This window comes from Leifsonia aquatica H1aii, from assembly GCF_000633535.1.
GTDB lineage: Bacteria > Actinomycetota > Actinomycetes > Actinomycetales > Microbacteriaceae > Leifsonia > Leifsonia aquatica_A.
Map to the genome: position 1 here is coordinate 225,517 of NZ_AYMR01000001.1, position 15,026 is coordinate 240,542.

Here is a 15,026-nt window from a genome sequence, read left to right on the forward strand (position 1 = left end):
GCCGGAAGTCTAGCAACGCCAGGTCGGTGCGGACTCAGACCGCGCGACGGGCGATCGACGAGAGAGCGTCGGCGAGATCCGCGGCCGCCTGACGATGATGGTGCTCGCCCGATGCCCAACCGTTCGAGGCGAGTTCTTCGCGCACGCGTGGGTCCTCCACGATGTCGCGGAGGGCTCGTGCGACCGCCTCATCCGAAGCCGTGTCGACGACAAGCGCGTTGTAACCGTCGAGTACTTCCCACGCCGTCCGGGGGTTGGGTCGGCCGACATATGCCGCACCGAGCCCCATCAGCGCCAACGGTGCCGCGCTGTTCGCGTACTCCTCGTTCGAGATCACGGCAGTGGGACGCTGTTCGGCGATCCGCTCGATCGCCCCCACGTCGAGGGCGGTGTCGACGTGACGGATGCTGGCTTCCAACTCGTGGGCGATCCGTTCGAGACGCGCACGATCCCGCTCGGAGAATCCGACGCTCAGAAGCTGAGCGACCGCGTGTTCGGGCGTGGTCGCCTCGGCCGCCGCCCTCGGAGCCAGAGCCGGCACGACACGAGCGTCGGTCTCCCATGCCGCCTCGGCACGCAGCTGATCCGCGCCCCAGCGGTTAGCCGCGATATAAGCGAACTCGGGCCGGTAGTGCGCGACGATCCGACTCTGCAGCTCGGGATCCTCCGGAAAGAGCCCGCTCTCCACCGTGGGGAGGAGGTAGACAGGCTTGCCGCGCTGCAGCGTGGCGAGCCACACCGTCTCCTCCGAGCCCCAGTCTGCGCAGACGACGATGCTCGTCCGGGGCTCGAGCTCGTCGACGAGTGCCTCGTCTGCGGCCGGGCCGTCCACGACGTGGACCTTCGTGGACGTACCACGTTCGGCCAGCGCATCTGCGATCTCGCCGACATACCGACGCCAGACGGCGTCTGCCTTCGCACTGACCACGAAGTCGACGTCGAACCCCTCCGGCACCGATCGGCGAAGGAACAGGCCCTCCCAGCGCGCCCAGAAGTGACGCATCGAAGCGAGCTCGCGCTTTCCCTGGCTATACCCACGACTGGCCGATTCGTGGTGGATCAGCAGTGACTGAGGCTCATAGAAGCATCGGATGCCTGCGTTCCACGCTTGAAGCCCATAGTCCACGTCCTCGAATCCCAACCAGTAGGTCTCGTCGAGACCTCCCAGCCGTCCGTACGCCTCCTGGGTCACGTACACGCAGGCACCCGAGATCGAGCGGTTGTACGAGGCGACATTGGCGATCGGCCTCGTCGCCGGGCTGCCGACGTACAGATGCCCGAACCACTGCGGCGCCAGAATACGGGCGTAATAGGTACCGCCGTACTGGATCCGGCCGTCCGGGTACACCAGTTTCGGACTGACCAGGCCGATCCGGGAGTCGATGGCGTACGCGGCATGCTGGAGGGCGTCGAGCCACCCGGCCTGCGCCACGATATCGCTGTTGAGAAGAACGATGTCGTGCTGCGCCTGGGCCATGCCGACGTTGACCGATACCGCGAAGCCCTGCCGCTCGTGTTTGAAAACCACACGGACGGGGCCGCCTTCCAGAGCGCGCAACCGCTCGCTGTTCGCCGGCTGGCAGTAGTCGTCGACGACGATGACCTCGTAATCGAAGTCTCCGCACGTTCGCTCGATGGAGGCCAAGCACTCCGTGAGGAGCGGCACATCGTTGTAGCTCGGGATCACGATGCTGACCGGTCTCCGGTTGAGACGGACCCAGTCCAGAGCCTGTTCGGAAACGCCGAGGCCTCCCGTATTACGCTGGAACAACCTGCTCGAGAACGTTTCGCGCATACGCTCCTTCGCTCCGGTGGGCAGCGTGCGTACGATCGACCGCGCTGCGGCCGTCACCTTTGTGCGAAGCATTCGTTCCTCGGGCGCTAGAGACAGGAAGTAAGACTCTCCATGGTACCGACCACCCCTACACCCGCTGACGCCCCCCGACTGCTCGTGGTCGCACCCGACGTCGTCGGGCGCCGGATGGCCGGACCCGGCCTCCGCTATGTGGCCATCGCGCGAGCACTCGCTCCACACATGCCGGTGACCTTGGCCGTAGGAGTCGAGGGAAGCAGCCACCTCGAACTCGACCTTCCGGGCGTGGCCGTCGCGCCGTACCGTAATCGACAGGAACTCGAGCTCCTCGTCGCCGCGCATGACGCCGTCTTCGCCCAGCTGTTCGATACGAACGTCGCCCGCGCCGCTGTCCGACGAAATGTACGGCTGATCTTCGATCTCTACAACGCGCTCCCGGTCGAGACGGTCGGGTCGGAGGTCATCAGCGGCTTCCGTGACCTGCCGTCGAAGGACCGTGAGTTCACGGAGCTGTTGAAGTACTTCCGCTTCGTCTCGCAGGCGGGGACGTACTTCGTCGCCTCCAACGAGCGGCAGCGCGACTACTGGATGGGGTACATCATGGCCAGCGGCGGCCTGATGCCGAGCACTTTCGGGAGTCGCGCGCTCGACGACATCATCGGCCTGGTGCCGTTCGGGACGGAGGAAGCGGATCCGGTCCAGCGTTCGCACGGTCTGCGCGGGTCGCATGGCATCGCCGACGATGACTTCGTCGTCCTGTGGGCGGGCGGGATCTGGGATTGGTTCGACGCAGAGACTCCGATCCGCGCCATCGCCGAACTGGCCGAACAGGACCCGCGCTACAAACTGGTGTTCTACGGCACCGTCCATCCCAACAGTGTGATCGGACGGCCACCGTCGGTCGAGAGGGCAATGGCCGTCGCTGCACAGCTCGGAGCGCTCGGACGATCGGTGATCTTCCTCGACGAGTGGGTGCCTGCCGATGAATGGGCCGACTATCTACTCGATGCGGACATCGCGATCTCCGCACACCGGGACTCGCTGGAAACGCACTACGCCTTCCGCACGCGGATCCTCGACCATTTCTGGGCGGGGCTGCCCAGCGTGGTTTCAGCAGGCGACTGGTTCGCCGACTACATCGCCCACGAATCGCTGGGCACCGTCACACACATCGGAGATGTAGAGGCCACGAAGGACGCCATCCGCGCCTATGCCACGGACGACGAACTCCGGTCGGCGACAGTCGAGCGCATCCGGACGATCCGGGAAGACTGGCGTTGGAGCCGCACGACCGCGCCTCTGCGCACGATTCTGCTGGGAGATCTGATGGAGCGCCCGCTCCCCGCTCTCGAGCGGGTCGACGCTGACGTCGCGCACCCCGCGGAGCACCTACCCGGTCGCGGAATTCGCAGCACGCGTGCGTGGCGGTTCGCCGGCCGCGTACGACGCCGGATCCTCGGGTGAATCAGCCGATGCTGCGGTAGTGCGACGCGAGTTCATCGAGGATGACTGGCCAGCGGTAGCGCTTTGCCGTCTCGACGCCGGCGCGGCTCAGCCTGTCGCGCAGTTCGGGGTCGCCGAGAACGCGACGGAACGCTTCCGCAAGCGCGGGGATGTCGTCCTGCTCGACGACGATGCAATTCTCGCCGTCGAAGCAGAAGTCGCGGTTGCCGTGCGAGTCGGTCGTGATCACTGGGCATCCTGCCGCCATTGCCTCGATCACCGGGAGACCGAACCCTTCGTGGAGCGACGTCTGCACGAAGACCGCCGCCGTGTTGTAGAGCTCGTTCGCCTCGGCATGTGACGGACGTACGGTGTACTCGACCCGTTCATCGACGAGCATGTCGGGTTCGAAGCCGAACAGCATGAGATTCGGACGCTCGTCCCCGAGTGACCGCCACGCCTTCTCGGTGAACGCGAAGTTCTTCTGGAAGAAAGTGCGTCCGAGCGCGAGCACAGTGTTGTCTCGTCGCTCGATCCGCTTCAGCGTCCGAAAATGGCGTGGATCGAAACCCACAGGGATCAGCTCGGCCGAGACACCGATCTCGGCGAGCTCCGCCTGCTGGTAGCTAGCGATGGTGACGTTGTGGAACTCCGGCCGATAGCTCGCCGCCACCGCCGCTCGAGAGAGAGAGGCTGAGTCGGGTAGAACCACGATTCGAACTCCATGATGTAGCTCACCGGGACACCTCGGACGGCGCTCCCGAGCCACACCACCTGCTGTGTCTCCCACCAGGTCGCGATCTTGATCGCGTCCTCACTGCGAAGCGCTCTCACCATGTCGAAGTAGCTGCGGAAAGTGGTGACCGGGATGGCCAACTCGGTCCAGTCCGGCTGCCCCTGCAGCGACCAGATCTGGACATCGAATCCTCGTTGGGCCAGCCCTTCCGCCTCCTCGAAGACGACCTTGATACCGCCGGAGATGGTCGTCGCGTTGAGCACGAAGATAACGCGCCGCCTACCGTCCGTTCCCGTGACGACGCGGTCGAGGAGCCATGCACGGTGGAGCTCCGTGAGCGGGGGCGGCGTGACGTCCTCCACGTCGACGACGACCGGTGTGTAAGCGAGCGTAGAGATGCCTTGGAGCCAGGCGCGGGCGATGAACCCGTGGACATCGTCGGCGAGACTGCGAGCCTTGTCCGCGTCGTCGCTCGGCCAGATGACACGATCCACGGTGTCTCGTGTCAGGAGTATTCCGTGCGGCAGAGCGGTGAAGACGAAGCGTGGGATCTGCGCCTGCCCGTGATCCTTCTCCGGCTCGGGCGCGACGAATCGCTCAGCGACCCGATCGAACCAGAAGCCCGGGATGACGGACTGCGATGAGCGGTACGCGGGCGCGACGATCCCGAGATCCGCGTCGCGATCGTACTCGTGGGCGGCGTGCTGGAGCCGCACGATGTCGTCGACGCTGGGAAGCGATTGGGCGGCGTCGATCAAGACGACGTCGCACCGACGCCAGTACTGCTGCGCGTGTCGCAGGATCGGACGCAGCCGGACTTCGTCGCCGTCGAGGAAGCCGCAGACCGTGAAGTGGACCGGGTCGATGGATTCCAACTCGGCCGAGGCCGCAGACGAGACGAGGAAGTGGGCGGGGATCGTGTGTCGCACGCCACGCATCCACTCGGCGAGCCCCGCGGCGCTCCCGATGACGACGACGACGGCAGCGGAGGCCGCCTTGTTCATGTGAGCCCACCGGTGCGCGGTCGAGAGCGCCAATTCGGTTGTGAGTCCGTTCGCGTAGCGATGAGCCGGCTCGACCACGGGGATCGACTCCGCCTCGGAGACACGTCGGATCGACGATGGCTCGATCCCCACTGTGAGGAGCGCGCGTCTCGCGCCCTTTTTTGCGAATCGGCGAAGTCGACTGGTGATGCCCATGATGTCAGGGAGTCTAACAACCGTCCTGTCAGACGTTCCGCAGACGATAGCCAGGAATGACCAGGGTAAACTGTCGAGCGCTCATGACTACTCCTACACCCACAGACCGCGAGGCACGCGAGGCGCGATACGCCGCGCTCAGAACGGCTCCCCTGCAGACCGTCGGGTCCTCCGGCCCTTCGTTCAGTTCCTCGTGGGGCTCATTGCGCGAGATCTGGTCGCAGAGGCAGATGCTCGACCTGCTGATCCGGCGCGACCTGAAGGCTCGCTACAAGGACAGCGCCCTCGGCTTCCTGTGGTCGCTGGTCCGGCCGCTCACGCAGTTGCTGATCTACTACGTGGTCATGGGGCAGTTCCTCGGGGCGGCGCGCGGTATTCCGGACTTCGCGATTTACATCTTCTCCGGCCTGACCGCCTACACACTGTTCAGCGAGATCGTCAACGGGTCGACGGGGTCGATCGTCGGCAACTCGGGTCTGATCAAGAAGATCTATCTGCCGCGAGAGATCTTCCCCCTGGCGAGCGTCGGGTCCGCGCTGTTCAACTTCGCGATCCAGTTCGGAATCCTGGTCGCCGCGACGATCGTCCTCGGCAAGTTCCCTCTCGGACCGGGCCTCATCTATCTGATCCCCTCATTCCTCGTCCTCCTGGTGTACGCGGTGGCGTTCGGGCTGCTGCTCGCCGCTCTCAATGTGTACATGCGCGACATCCAGTACCTCGTCGATGTCGCGCTGATGGTACTGATGTGGGCGTCGCCCATCGTCTACTCATGGACGATGGTCAAGAGCGTGATCCACTCTCCGATCCTCCTCGAGATCTATACGAACAATCCGCTGACGTTGGCTGTTCTCGGCTTCCAGCGGTCGTTGTGGATCGGCGGTCAGGGCACGGCCGAGTACCCGGGTGAGCTGATGCTCAGGCTCGGAATCGCCGGCGTCGTGGGACTCGTGCTCATCGCCCTCTTCCACCGGGTCTTCACCCGACTTCAAGGAAATTTCGCCCAGGCACTATGACGAACCGAATCAATGCGGACGAGGAATCGATGTTCCCTCAACTCACGAGCCCGCCCGATGCGCGGCCCGACGTCATCGTCCTGGACGATGTCACCAAGCGATTCGTCATCCGAAAGGACAACTCGCTGAAGGAACGCCTGGTCACGTTCGGGCGGGCCGGTCGCAAGCACCGTGAAGACTTCTGGGCTCTGCGAGGTGTGACCGCGACGATCAAAGCGGGCACGACGATCGGTCTCATCGGTCACAACGGCTCCGGCAAGAGCACGTTGCTCAAGGTGATCGGCGGCATCATCGACCCGACCAGCGGATCCGTCTCCCGCCGCGGACGGATCGCTGCACTTCTCGAGCTCGGCGCGGGGTTCCACCCCGACCTGACAGGCCGGGAGAACGTTTTCCTCAATGCGGCGATCCTCGGACTGAGCCGCAAGGAGACGGAGGAACGCTTCGACGATATCGCTGAGTTCTCCGGAATCGGCGACTTCATCGACACCCAGGTGAAGTTCTACTCCTCGGGAATGTACGTCCGGCTCGCGTTCGCGGTCGCGGTGCACACCGACCCGGACATCCTCCTGGTCGACGAGGTGCTCGCCGTCGGCGACGAAGCATTCCAGCGCAAATGCCTCGACAAGATCCGCACCTTCCAGCAGGAAGGCAGGACGATCATCCTGGTCACCCATTCTCTGGCTCAAGTCATGGAGCTCTGCGACAAAGCCATCTTGCTGAACCGAGGCGAGGTCGTCTACAACGGCGAATCGCACGAGGCCGTGGCCCGTTTCCGAGACATCCTCGAAGAACGCCGAATCGACGACCTCGCCAAGCATGCCGACCCCGAGCAGGACCTGGTGGTGCCGCGCATCCTCGAGACGACCATCCACGCCGCCGGTCGTGCGGAGGGAGACCGGGTGGAGCACGGCGACGACCTCATCATCCGGACGACCTTCGAGTACCCGAGCCTCAGCCCGGAATGGGTGGCCGCCATCCAGATGGACAACGCGCACGGACAAGTGGTCTACGGTACCCGCAGCGATCTGATCGGCCACGACCTCGAACCGTTCGAGGGCCGCCGGACGGTGGAATTCCGCCTCAACAACGTGCAGCTCGGCACGGGGAAGTACTTCATCAACGTATCGCTGCTCGACCGGTCGAATCGCCATCTCGCCGACCACCCACAAGCTGTCGCATTCAACGTGGCGTATTATCCGAAGGCCACGGGGACGTCCTATCTGGAGCCGGAATTCAGCGATCTCGGTTCCGAGCAAGGCCCACTCGCAACACGATGACTGCGAGCATCCGCGTCGTCACGGTGACGTACAACTCCTCTGACGTGCTCGGGGAATTCCTCGACTCGTTGAAGGGAGCCTCGTCTTCGTCGCTCGAGACGACGGTCGTGGACAACGCGTCGGACGATGCGGAAGCGTCGCGGTCGATCGCAGAGAGCCGAGGAGCCCGGTTCATCGCGCTCACAGACAACATCGGATACGGGTCGGCGATGAATCGCGGTGTGCACGAGGGGCACACGTCCGATTTCCTTCTGCTGACGAATCCGGACCTCACTCTCGCGACCGGTGCCGTCGACGCGCTGCTCGAGACAGCGGAAGCCAACCCGCGAAGCGGAGCCCTCGGACCGGCCATACACAATCTGGACGGGTCGTTGTACCCCTCAGGGCGCCCTCTCCCATCGCTGAGAACCGGTGTGGGGCATGCACTCTTCTCGCGGAGCTGGCCGACCAATCCGTGGACGCGCGCCTACCGCACGACACTCGGAGCAGGACGGCCGACTCCGGTCGGCTGGCTTTCGGGCGCGTGCTTGTTCGTTCGCGGAGATGTCTATGCAGAGCTGGACGGGTTCGACGAACGTTATTTCATGTATTTCGAGGATGTCGACCTCGGCCGTCGCATCGGCCTGGCCGGCTACCAGAATGTGTATGTACCGCAGGCGAACGCCACCCACCACGGCGGCCACTCGACCTCATCCGCTGCGGGTCCCATGGAACAGGCGCACCACGAGAGCGCCTACCGCTATCTGGCCGAGGTGTATTCCGGCCCGTTCTTCCTGCCCCTTCGTGCTGCCCTTCGCGCCGGGCTTCGGCTGCGTGCGCGCGGCCCCCTTCGGCATCCGCGCTAGGAGGCCGCCCCGCGTACGATGGGATCAACCCTGCTCACCCCCGAACAGAAAACTCACACGTGAGACTAGCCATGACTCTGATGGTCCGCGACGAGGCGGACATCATCAGACCGATGATCGAGCACTCCCTCGCCCAGGGAGCAGACATCCTCATCGTCACAGACAACGGCTCCACCGACGGGACGACCGAGATCCTCGAGTCTTTCGGAGACCGGATCGACCTGCGCCACGACCCCGTGCACCACAAGCAGCAGCACAGTGTCGTCACGCGCATGGCCCGGGACGCTCACGACCGTTACGCCGCCGACTGGGTGATCAACGCCGATGCGGATGAGTTCTGGATGCCTGTCGCAGGAGGCGCTACGGTCAAGGACGTCCTCGCAGAGGTTCCCGCATCCCTCCGCGCGTTCACCGTGCCGGTGATCGACATGACCGGCGCACCCGCCCTCCGTGGCACAGGATTCGAACGCCTCCGATTCCGGGACAACCGACCCGTCGAGCAACTGCAGCGGATAGGCCTGCGCGCGCATTCCACGCCCGACGCCGTCCATGTGGGCGATCCCGACATCGAGGTCGCACAGGGCAACCACTTCGTCAGTCTGCCGACGGGCGAACTCCCCGTGGGACTAGAGCTGGAGGTCTTGCATCTCCCGTGGCGATCCTGGGAGCAGTTCGAAGGCAAGGTGGTCAAGTCCGGCCGCGCATACGAATCCAACCCCGACCTCGCCCCGAGTCCGAATCACCATGGGATGCGCGAGTACTGGCGCTGGACGTTCGGAGCGCTGCTTCCGTACTACGTGCTCCGGCACCCGAGTGCGGACGATCTCGCAACCGGTCTCGCAAACGGCACCTTCGTCGAAGACACCCGACTCAAGGCGATCGTTCCCGGGGTGGATGATGTGCTCTTGGATCAACGGGTCGAGGCCGAGGCGCGATACGCCGGTCCCATCATCGCCGCGATCGAGGATGCTCTGCGAACCGACGTCGCGGTGGAGCATGAGCGGTACGCCGTCGCCGTGCGTGCGGTCGAGGATGGACGAGGCCAGATCGAAGACCTGCGATCGCTCCTTCGTCAGGCAGAGGAGGCACGTGACGAGCTAGAGGCGCGTCTCGCCACCACTCAACAGAGTCTCGACGAGATCTCAGCGCGGCGCATCGTCCGCGCGACCGATGCCCTCACTCGCGGAATCAAGCGGCGCTGAGTTCACCGGACGGTCTCGAGGAGCACCGCCCGATCTGACCCGCCTGCGCGGCGGAACGAAGCCCCGCCCCACGAGCGCTCAGTCCACGCCGTGGCCACCGCCTGCTCGTCTGGGCGGTCGATGTCGTCCAAGACGACGAGGGCTCCGGCAGCAAGTCTGGCCGCGAGAAGAGGGACAGCCGGGAAACGCATCTGCGGGCCGAAGTGCGCAGGCGGCCCGTCGACGAACAGGAGAGTGATCCCGGAGAGGTCGGTGACGGCCTCCGGGGAGTACCAGAGCGCGTCCGCATCTCCGACGGGCACGCTCGTGAGAGGTGCGTATCGCACGTCCACCCAATCGGACAGGCCGAGGCGGGAGAGGGCAGCACGTGTAGCGGCTGCATAGTCGGGGTCGTTCTCCAGTGAGACGAGCCGTCCTGCACCGCGTGAACGAAGAGCCAGCGCGATCCACACCGTGGAGGTTCCGCTCCCGCACTCGACGACGAGCGGCGCCGTCTCGGCGGCCAATACTCGATCGACGAGCAGTAGAAGGGTGTCGGGGGTCGCCGCCCATCCACCGGGTGCCGGCACAGCTCCGGTCGGCGGCGCGATGCGATTCAGGACAAGCAGCGCCGACACGTCGCGTTGAACATCCCGCCGAAGCAGATCGAGCGGCTCTCCCGGCTCATAGCGGAGGACCTGGGGTTGCGCGCCCGCCGATGTCGCTCGCTCGGCGAGTGCGTTGACCTGATTGTGTGCGGACCGCGCAGCGACGACGGTGACGACCAGCACGACGACGACCAGGCCGCCCAGCGCCCACCCGATGTCGTGGGCTATGACAGCGACCGCCACCCCGCAGACGACCGCGATGGCGGCCACCGCGACGGAGAGGACACGAACTCGGAGACCTACGACTGGCCAGCGCATTCGCTCACGCTATCGGAAAGTGCCCTGATCGTGCAGATCCGCTCAGAGGAGTCCGGTGAGGTACCGGCCGTACCCGCTCTTCACCAGCGGACGCGCGAGCTCGGCGAGATGAGCGTCATCGATCCAACCCGCGCGCCAGGCGATCTCCTCGATGCACCCGATCTTGAAACCCTGCCGGTCTTCGATGACGCGCACGTACTCCGACGCCTGCATCATCGATTCGAACGTGCCCGTATCGAGCCAGGCGGTGCCACGATCGAGGACCTGCACCTGAAGTGTCCCCGCCTCGAGGTAGCGCTCGTTGACCGTGCTGATCTCCAGCTCTCCTCGGGCGCTCGGAGTGATCGTCTTCGCGATCTCGACGACGTCGTTGTCATAGAAGTACAGGCCAGGCACGGCGAAGTTGCTTTTCGGCTCCTGCGGCTTTTCTTCGATCGAGAGCGCCTTGAAATCGTCGTCGAACTCGACGACGCCATAGGCCGTCGGATCGCTCACCTCGTATGCGAAGATGAGCGCACCGTCGATGTCGCTGTGCGTCCGTAGAGCGGATCCCAGTCCCGTGCCGTGGAAGATGTTGTCTCCGAGCACCAGGGCCACCGATTCGTCGCCGATGAACTCCTCGCCGATGATGAAGGCCTGCGCGAGGCCGTCCGGCGACGGCTGCACGGCGTACTCGAGACGGATTCCCAGTTGGGAGCCGTCGCCGAGCAGGGCGCGGAACTGGTCGTTGTACTCCGGCGTCGTGATGATCAGGATCTCGTTGATCCCCGCCATCATCAGCGTGGACAGCGGATAGTAGATCATCGGCTTGTCGTAGATCGGCATGAGCTGCTTCGAGATGCCCTTGGTGATGGGCCACAGCCGCGTGCCGGAGCCGCCGGCGAGGATGATTCCGCGCATGTCTTGTCGTTCCTTACTTCTCGTCGAGCGACGCGTAGAAAGCGCGCGCAGCGTCCCAGGTCGGCAGGAGTCCGCTGTCGCGGGCCTCCAGCAGGCCGGGGGCCTCGGTGTCCTTCGGCGACAGCAGGGGTTCTCCCGCCTCCGGGGGGAAGACCAGCGCGATGTCGGGGTCGAGCGGGTTGATCCCGTGCTCGCGCGACGGGTTGTACGTGTCCGTGACCAGGTAGCTCACCGTCGCGCCCTCGGTGAGCGCCACGAAGCAGTGCCCGAGGCCCTCGGCCACGTAGACGGCGCGACGATCGACATCGTCGAGCAGGACGGTGTCCCACTGCCCGAACGTCGGCGAGCCGACACGGATGTCGATGATGAAATCGAGGACGGCACCGTGCGGAGCCATGACGTACTTGGCCTGGCTCGGCGGGATGTCGGCGAAGTGGATGCCGCGGACCGAGCCGCGCTTGGAGACGGAGAGGTTGCCCTGTCTCAGATCGAGCCGGTGGCCGACCGCCTCCTCGAGACGGTCGAATCGATACCACTCGGTGAACATGCCGCGGTCGTCGGCGTGCTGCTTCGGAGTGATCTCGTAGGCGTCGGGGATGGAGAGTTCGCGGATCTGCACCCCGGGAGTCTACCAATCAGGCTCGCACGGTAGACTCCTGCACGGTTCATCGACAGAAAGCACCCATTTCTCCCATGAAGATTCTCGTCACCGGCGGCGCCGGATTCATCGGCTCCAACTTCGTCCGCCGCACCCTGCAGGACGCGTACCCGGGCCTGGAAGGCGCAGAGGTCGTCGTGCTCGACGCCCTCACTTACTCCGGCAACCTTGCCAACCTCGCCCCGGTCGCGGATTCACCGCGCTACGCCTTCATCAAGGGCGACATTCGCGACGGCGCGCTCCTGGACCAGCTCTTCCCCACCGTGGACGCGGTCGTGCACTTCGCTGCCGAGTCGCACGTCGACCGCTCGGTGCGCGACGCGTCGATCTTCGTCGAGACCAATGTGCTCGGAACGCAGCAGCTGCTCGACGCCGCGTTGCGCAACGACCTCAAGCGCTTCGTGCACGTCTCGACCGACGAGGTCTACGGCTCGATCGCCGAGGGCTCCTGGACCGAGGACCGCCCGCTCGAGCCGAACTCCCCCTACTCCGCGTCGAAGGCCGGCAGCGACCTCCTCGCGCGCAGCTACTTCCGCACCCACGGCCTCAACCTGTCGATCACACGCTGCTCGAACAACTATGGCCCGTACCACTTCCCCGAGAAGGTCATCCCGCTGTTCGTCACGAACCTCATCGACGACAAGCACGTGCCCCTCTACGGCGAAGGCAACAACATCCGAGACTGGCTGCACGTCGACGACCACACCCGCGGCATCGCGATGGTGCTCGTGAACGGCCGCGCGGGCGAGATCTACAACATCGGCGGCGGAACCGAGCTCACGAACAAGGAGCTCACCCAGTTGCTGCTCGACGCGACCGGCACGGACTGGTCGTACGTCGACCGCGTCGCCGACCGCCTCGGCCACGATCTGCGCTACTCGGTGGACATCTCCAAGATCCGTAGCGAGCTCGGCTACGAGCCGCAGATGCCGTTCGAGCAGGGTCTCGCGGATGTCGTGCAGTGGTACCGCGACAACCGCGAGTGGTGGGAGCCGCTCAAGGCCCGCGCCGCGCTGGACGCGTGAGCACGGTCACAGTGACGCGCTATCTGATCGCCGGTGCGGCCGGCCAGCTCGGACAGGACCTCCAGCGGGCGCTCGCCGGTCGCGATGTCACCGCATTGAGCCGGAACGACCTCGACGTGACCGACCGCGACGCCGTCCTCGCGGCCGCCTCCGGGCACGACGTGGTGATCAACGCCTCGGCGTATACCAAGGTCGACGACGCCGAGACCCACGAAGACGACGCCTTCGCGATCAACGCGATCGGGACCGAGAACCTCGCGATCGCCGCAGCGCAGAACGGCGCAAAATACGTCACCGTCTCGACCGACTACGTCTTCGACGGGTTCGCGACCGAGCCGTACGCCGAGGACACGACGCGCGATCCGATCAACGCGTACGGCCGCACCAAGGCCGCCGGCGAGGAGCTCGCTCTCGCCGCTCATCCAGAAGGCACCTACGTCGTGCGCACTGCGTGGCTCTACGGTGCCGGCGGAGCGAACTTCGCGAAGACGATGGTGAAGCTCGCCGCGACCCACGAAACCGTCAGCGTCGTGTCGGACCAGATCGGCCAGCCGACCTGGACGGGCGACCTGGCGCGCCAGATCGTCGCCCTGCTCGACGCCGACGCCCCCGCCGGTGTCTACCACGGCACGAACGCAGGTCGTGCGAGCTGGTTCGAATTCGCGCAGGCGGTCTTCAGCGAGGCTGGTTTGAACCCTGATAGGGTCACACCGACCGACAGCTCGACGTTCGTGCGGCCCGCACCGCGACCCGCATTCTCCGTGCTCGGTCACGAAGCCTGGCGCCGAGCCGGACTCGAACCCATGCGCGCATGGGAGGAAGCATTGGCCGACGCGGCGCGTCACGGAGTCCTGGAGCAGAATGACAACCCTCAGGGTGGTGATCGATGAACTGATCGGCGAGACTCCCGGCGGCGCGCGCCGCTACACCGAGGAGTTGACCCGTCAGCTGATCGCGACTGCGCCGCGAGGGTGCGACGTGGTCGGGATCGTCTCGGCCGTGCCCGATGAGGAGCTCGCGGCCCTCCGCGCTGCGCTTCCGGGGATCGCCGACATCACCCGCCTCCCGCTCGCCCACCGTGAACTCGCCGTCGCACTGCCCGGTGGGGTCCCGATGGGCTCGGTACGCGGGATGCTCCACGCCCCCTCGCTGTTCGCGCCGCTGCGCAAGCGTCGCGACGAGGGGGACCAGGTGGCCGTCACGATTCACGACACGCTCGCCTGGACGCACCCCGAGTCGCTCGGCTCCGCAGGCGCACGCTGGACCAAGGCGATGGCGAAACGCGCACGCAAGCACGCCGACGCGATCGTCGTCCCGACACACGCCGTCGCAGCCCGGCTCTCCGACGAGCTCGACTTCGGCGACCGTATCCGCGTGATCGGGGGCGCACCGGCGACGACGCTGCGGCTTCCCGCCGACGCCGACGAGCGGGCCGCCCGTCTCGAACTCCCGGACTCCTACGCGCTCTCGCTCGGATCCATCATGCCTCGCAAGGGAGTCGCCCCGCTGATCCGAGCGATCGCGCGGCCGGAGGCGCACGGAATCCCCCTGCTGATCGCAGGCCCCGACCGCTACGGCGACGGCAGTGCGACCGGCGTTGCGGCCGCGGCCGGCCTCCCGGAGGACCGGGTGCGGGCTCTCGGCCGTCTCGACGACGCCGATCTGGCGGTCCTCCTGAGCCGGGCGACTCTTTTCGTCTACCCGAGCCTCGCCGAGGGCTTCGGCCTTCCCATCGTAGAGGCGTTCAAGTTCGGTCTCCCCGTCATCCACTCCGACGATCCCGCGCTGGTGGAGGTGGCAGGCGGCGCAAGCCTCGTGGTCGAGCGGGTCGCCTCGCCCGCCGACGACGCCGCGTATTCGGAGCGTCTCGCCGCCGCCATCGGCCGGGTACTCGACGATGACGCACTGCGCGAGCGACTGGGTGTGCTCGCCTCGGACCGGGCCCGCGCGTTCAGCTGGCGAGACTCCGCCGAGCGGGTCTGGCAGCTGCACGCCGACCTGTAGGGG

14 protein-coding genes are annotated in these 15,026 nt (G+C 65.8%); 8 read left to right on the forward strand and 6 right to left on the reverse strand.

Features of this window, described 5'->3' with window-relative positions:
• Nucleotides 1–34: 34 nt before the first annotated feature.
• Nucleotides 35–1,795, reverse strand: a complete 1,761-nt coding sequence (locus tag U870_RS0100985; protein ID WP_162819067.1) for a glycosyltransferase — start codon at nt 1,793–1,795, stop codon at nt 35–37.
• 111 nt (nt 1,796–1,906) lie between these two features.
• Between U870_RS0100985 and U870_RS23930 the strand changes: the two genes are divergently transcribed.
• Nucleotides 1,907–3,277 (forward strand): glycosyltransferase, encoded by a 1,371-nt coding sequence (locus U870_RS23930; protein WP_115644381.1) that lies wholly within the window; start codon nt 1,907–1,909, stop codon nt 3,275–3,277.
• Nucleotide 3,278: 1 nt separating this feature from the next.
• On the opposite strand, the gene U870_RS22980 is transcribed toward U870_RS23930, so the two are convergent.
• Both U870_RS22980 and U870_RS24200 read right to left on the reverse strand, forming a co-directional pair.
• Nucleotides 3,279–3,929 carry a glycosyltransferase family 4 protein gene (locus tag U870_RS22980; RefSeq protein WP_025155554.1) on the reverse strand — a complete coding sequence of 217 codons (651 nt, stop codon included), beginning with the start codon at nt 3,927–3,929 and terminating at the stop codon, nt 3,279–3,281.
• Nucleotides 3,836–4,750 (reverse strand): hypothetical protein, encoded by a 915-nt coding sequence (locus U870_RS24200; RefSeq protein ID WP_162819068.1) that lies wholly within the window; start codon nt 4,748–4,750, stop codon nt 3,836–3,838. Before U870_RS24200 ends, U870_RS22980 begins: the two co-directional genes overlap by 94 nt.
• Nucleotides 4,751–5,274: 524 nt before the next feature.
• Here U870_RS24200 and U870_RS0101005 point away from each other — a divergent pair.
• The 4 genes from U870_RS0101005 to U870_RS0101020 all read left to right on the forward strand — a co-directional run bounded on the left by U870_RS0101005 (nt 5,275) and on the right by U870_RS0101020 (nt 9,531).
• On the forward strand, nt 5,275–6,204 hold the full coding sequence (locus U870_RS0101005; protein ID WP_025155556.1) for an ABC transporter permease: 930 nt from the start codon (nt 5,275–5,277) through the stop codon (nt 6,202–6,204).
• Nucleotides 6,205–6,233: 29 nt separating this feature from the next.
• Nucleotides 6,234–7,484, forward strand: coding sequence for an ABC transporter ATP-binding protein (locus tag U870_RS0101010; RefSeq protein WP_043709125.1), 1,251 nt, complete (start codon nt 6,234–6,236; stop codon nt 7,482–7,484).
• On the forward strand, nt 7,481–8,329 hold the full coding sequence (locus U870_RS0101015) for a glycosyltransferase family 2 protein (RefSeq protein ID WP_025155558.1): 849 nt from the start codon (nt 7,481–7,483) through the stop codon (nt 8,327–8,329). The genes U870_RS0101010 and U870_RS0101015 overlap by 4 nt, the downstream gene beginning before the upstream one ends.
• Before the next feature lie 80 nt (nt 8,330–8,409).
• Nucleotides 8,410–9,531 (forward strand): glycosyltransferase family 2 protein, encoded by a 1,122-nt coding sequence (locus U870_RS0101020; protein ID WP_240183600.1) that lies wholly within the window; start codon nt 8,410–8,412, stop codon nt 9,529–9,531.
• Nucleotides 9,532–9,533: 2 nt separating this feature from the next.
• Here U870_RS0101020 and U870_RS22985 read toward each other — a convergent pair whose 3' ends face one another.
• The 3 genes from U870_RS22985 to U870_RS0101035 all read right to left on the reverse strand — a co-directional run bounded on the left by U870_RS22985 (nt 9,534) and on the right by U870_RS0101035 (nt 11,955).
• Nucleotides 9,534–10,388 carry a class I SAM-dependent methyltransferase gene (locus U870_RS22985; RefSeq protein ID WP_025155560.1) on the reverse strand — a complete coding sequence of 285 codons (855 nt, stop codon included), beginning with the start codon at nt 10,386–10,388 and terminating at the stop codon, nt 9,534–9,536.
• Between the two features lie 90 nt (nt 10,389–10,478).
• Entirely contained in the window at nt 10,479–11,336 is an 858-nt protein-coding gene (rfbA, locus tag U870_RS0101030) for a glucose-1-phosphate thymidylyltransferase RfbA (protein ID WP_029947038.1), read from the reverse strand.
• A gap of 13 nt (nt 11,337–11,349) precedes the next feature.
• Nucleotides 11,350–11,955, reverse strand: a complete 606-nt coding sequence (locus U870_RS0101035; RefSeq protein ID WP_025155561.1) for a dTDP-4-dehydrorhamnose 3,5-epimerase family protein — start codon at nt 11,953–11,955, stop codon at nt 11,350–11,352.
• A 74-nt stretch (nt 11,956–12,029) separates the two neighbouring features.
• Between U870_RS0101035 and rfbB the strand changes: the two genes are divergently transcribed.
• The 3 genes from rfbB to U870_RS0101050 are packed head-to-tail and all read left to right on the forward strand — an operon-like array spanning nt 12,030 to nt 15,023.
• On the forward strand, nt 12,030–13,019 hold the full coding sequence (gene rfbB, locus U870_RS0101040) for a dTDP-glucose 4,6-dehydratase (protein WP_025155562.1): 990 nt from the start codon (nt 12,030–12,032) through the stop codon (nt 13,017–13,019).
• An 11-nt stretch (nt 13,020–13,030) separates the two neighbouring features.
• Nucleotides 13,031–13,909 carry a dTDP-4-dehydrorhamnose reductase gene (gene rfbD, locus U870_RS0101045; RefSeq protein ID WP_025155563.1) on the forward strand — a complete coding sequence of 293 codons (879 nt, stop codon included), beginning with the start codon at nt 13,031–13,033 and terminating at the stop codon, nt 13,907–13,909.
• Entirely contained in the window at nt 13,881–15,023 is a 1,143-nt protein-coding gene (locus U870_RS0101050) for a glycosyltransferase family 4 protein (RefSeq protein WP_025155564.1), read from the forward strand. The genes rfbD and U870_RS0101050 overlap by 29 nt, the downstream gene beginning before the upstream one ends.
• The last annotated feature ends 3 nt before the right edge of the window (nt 15,024–15,026 follow it).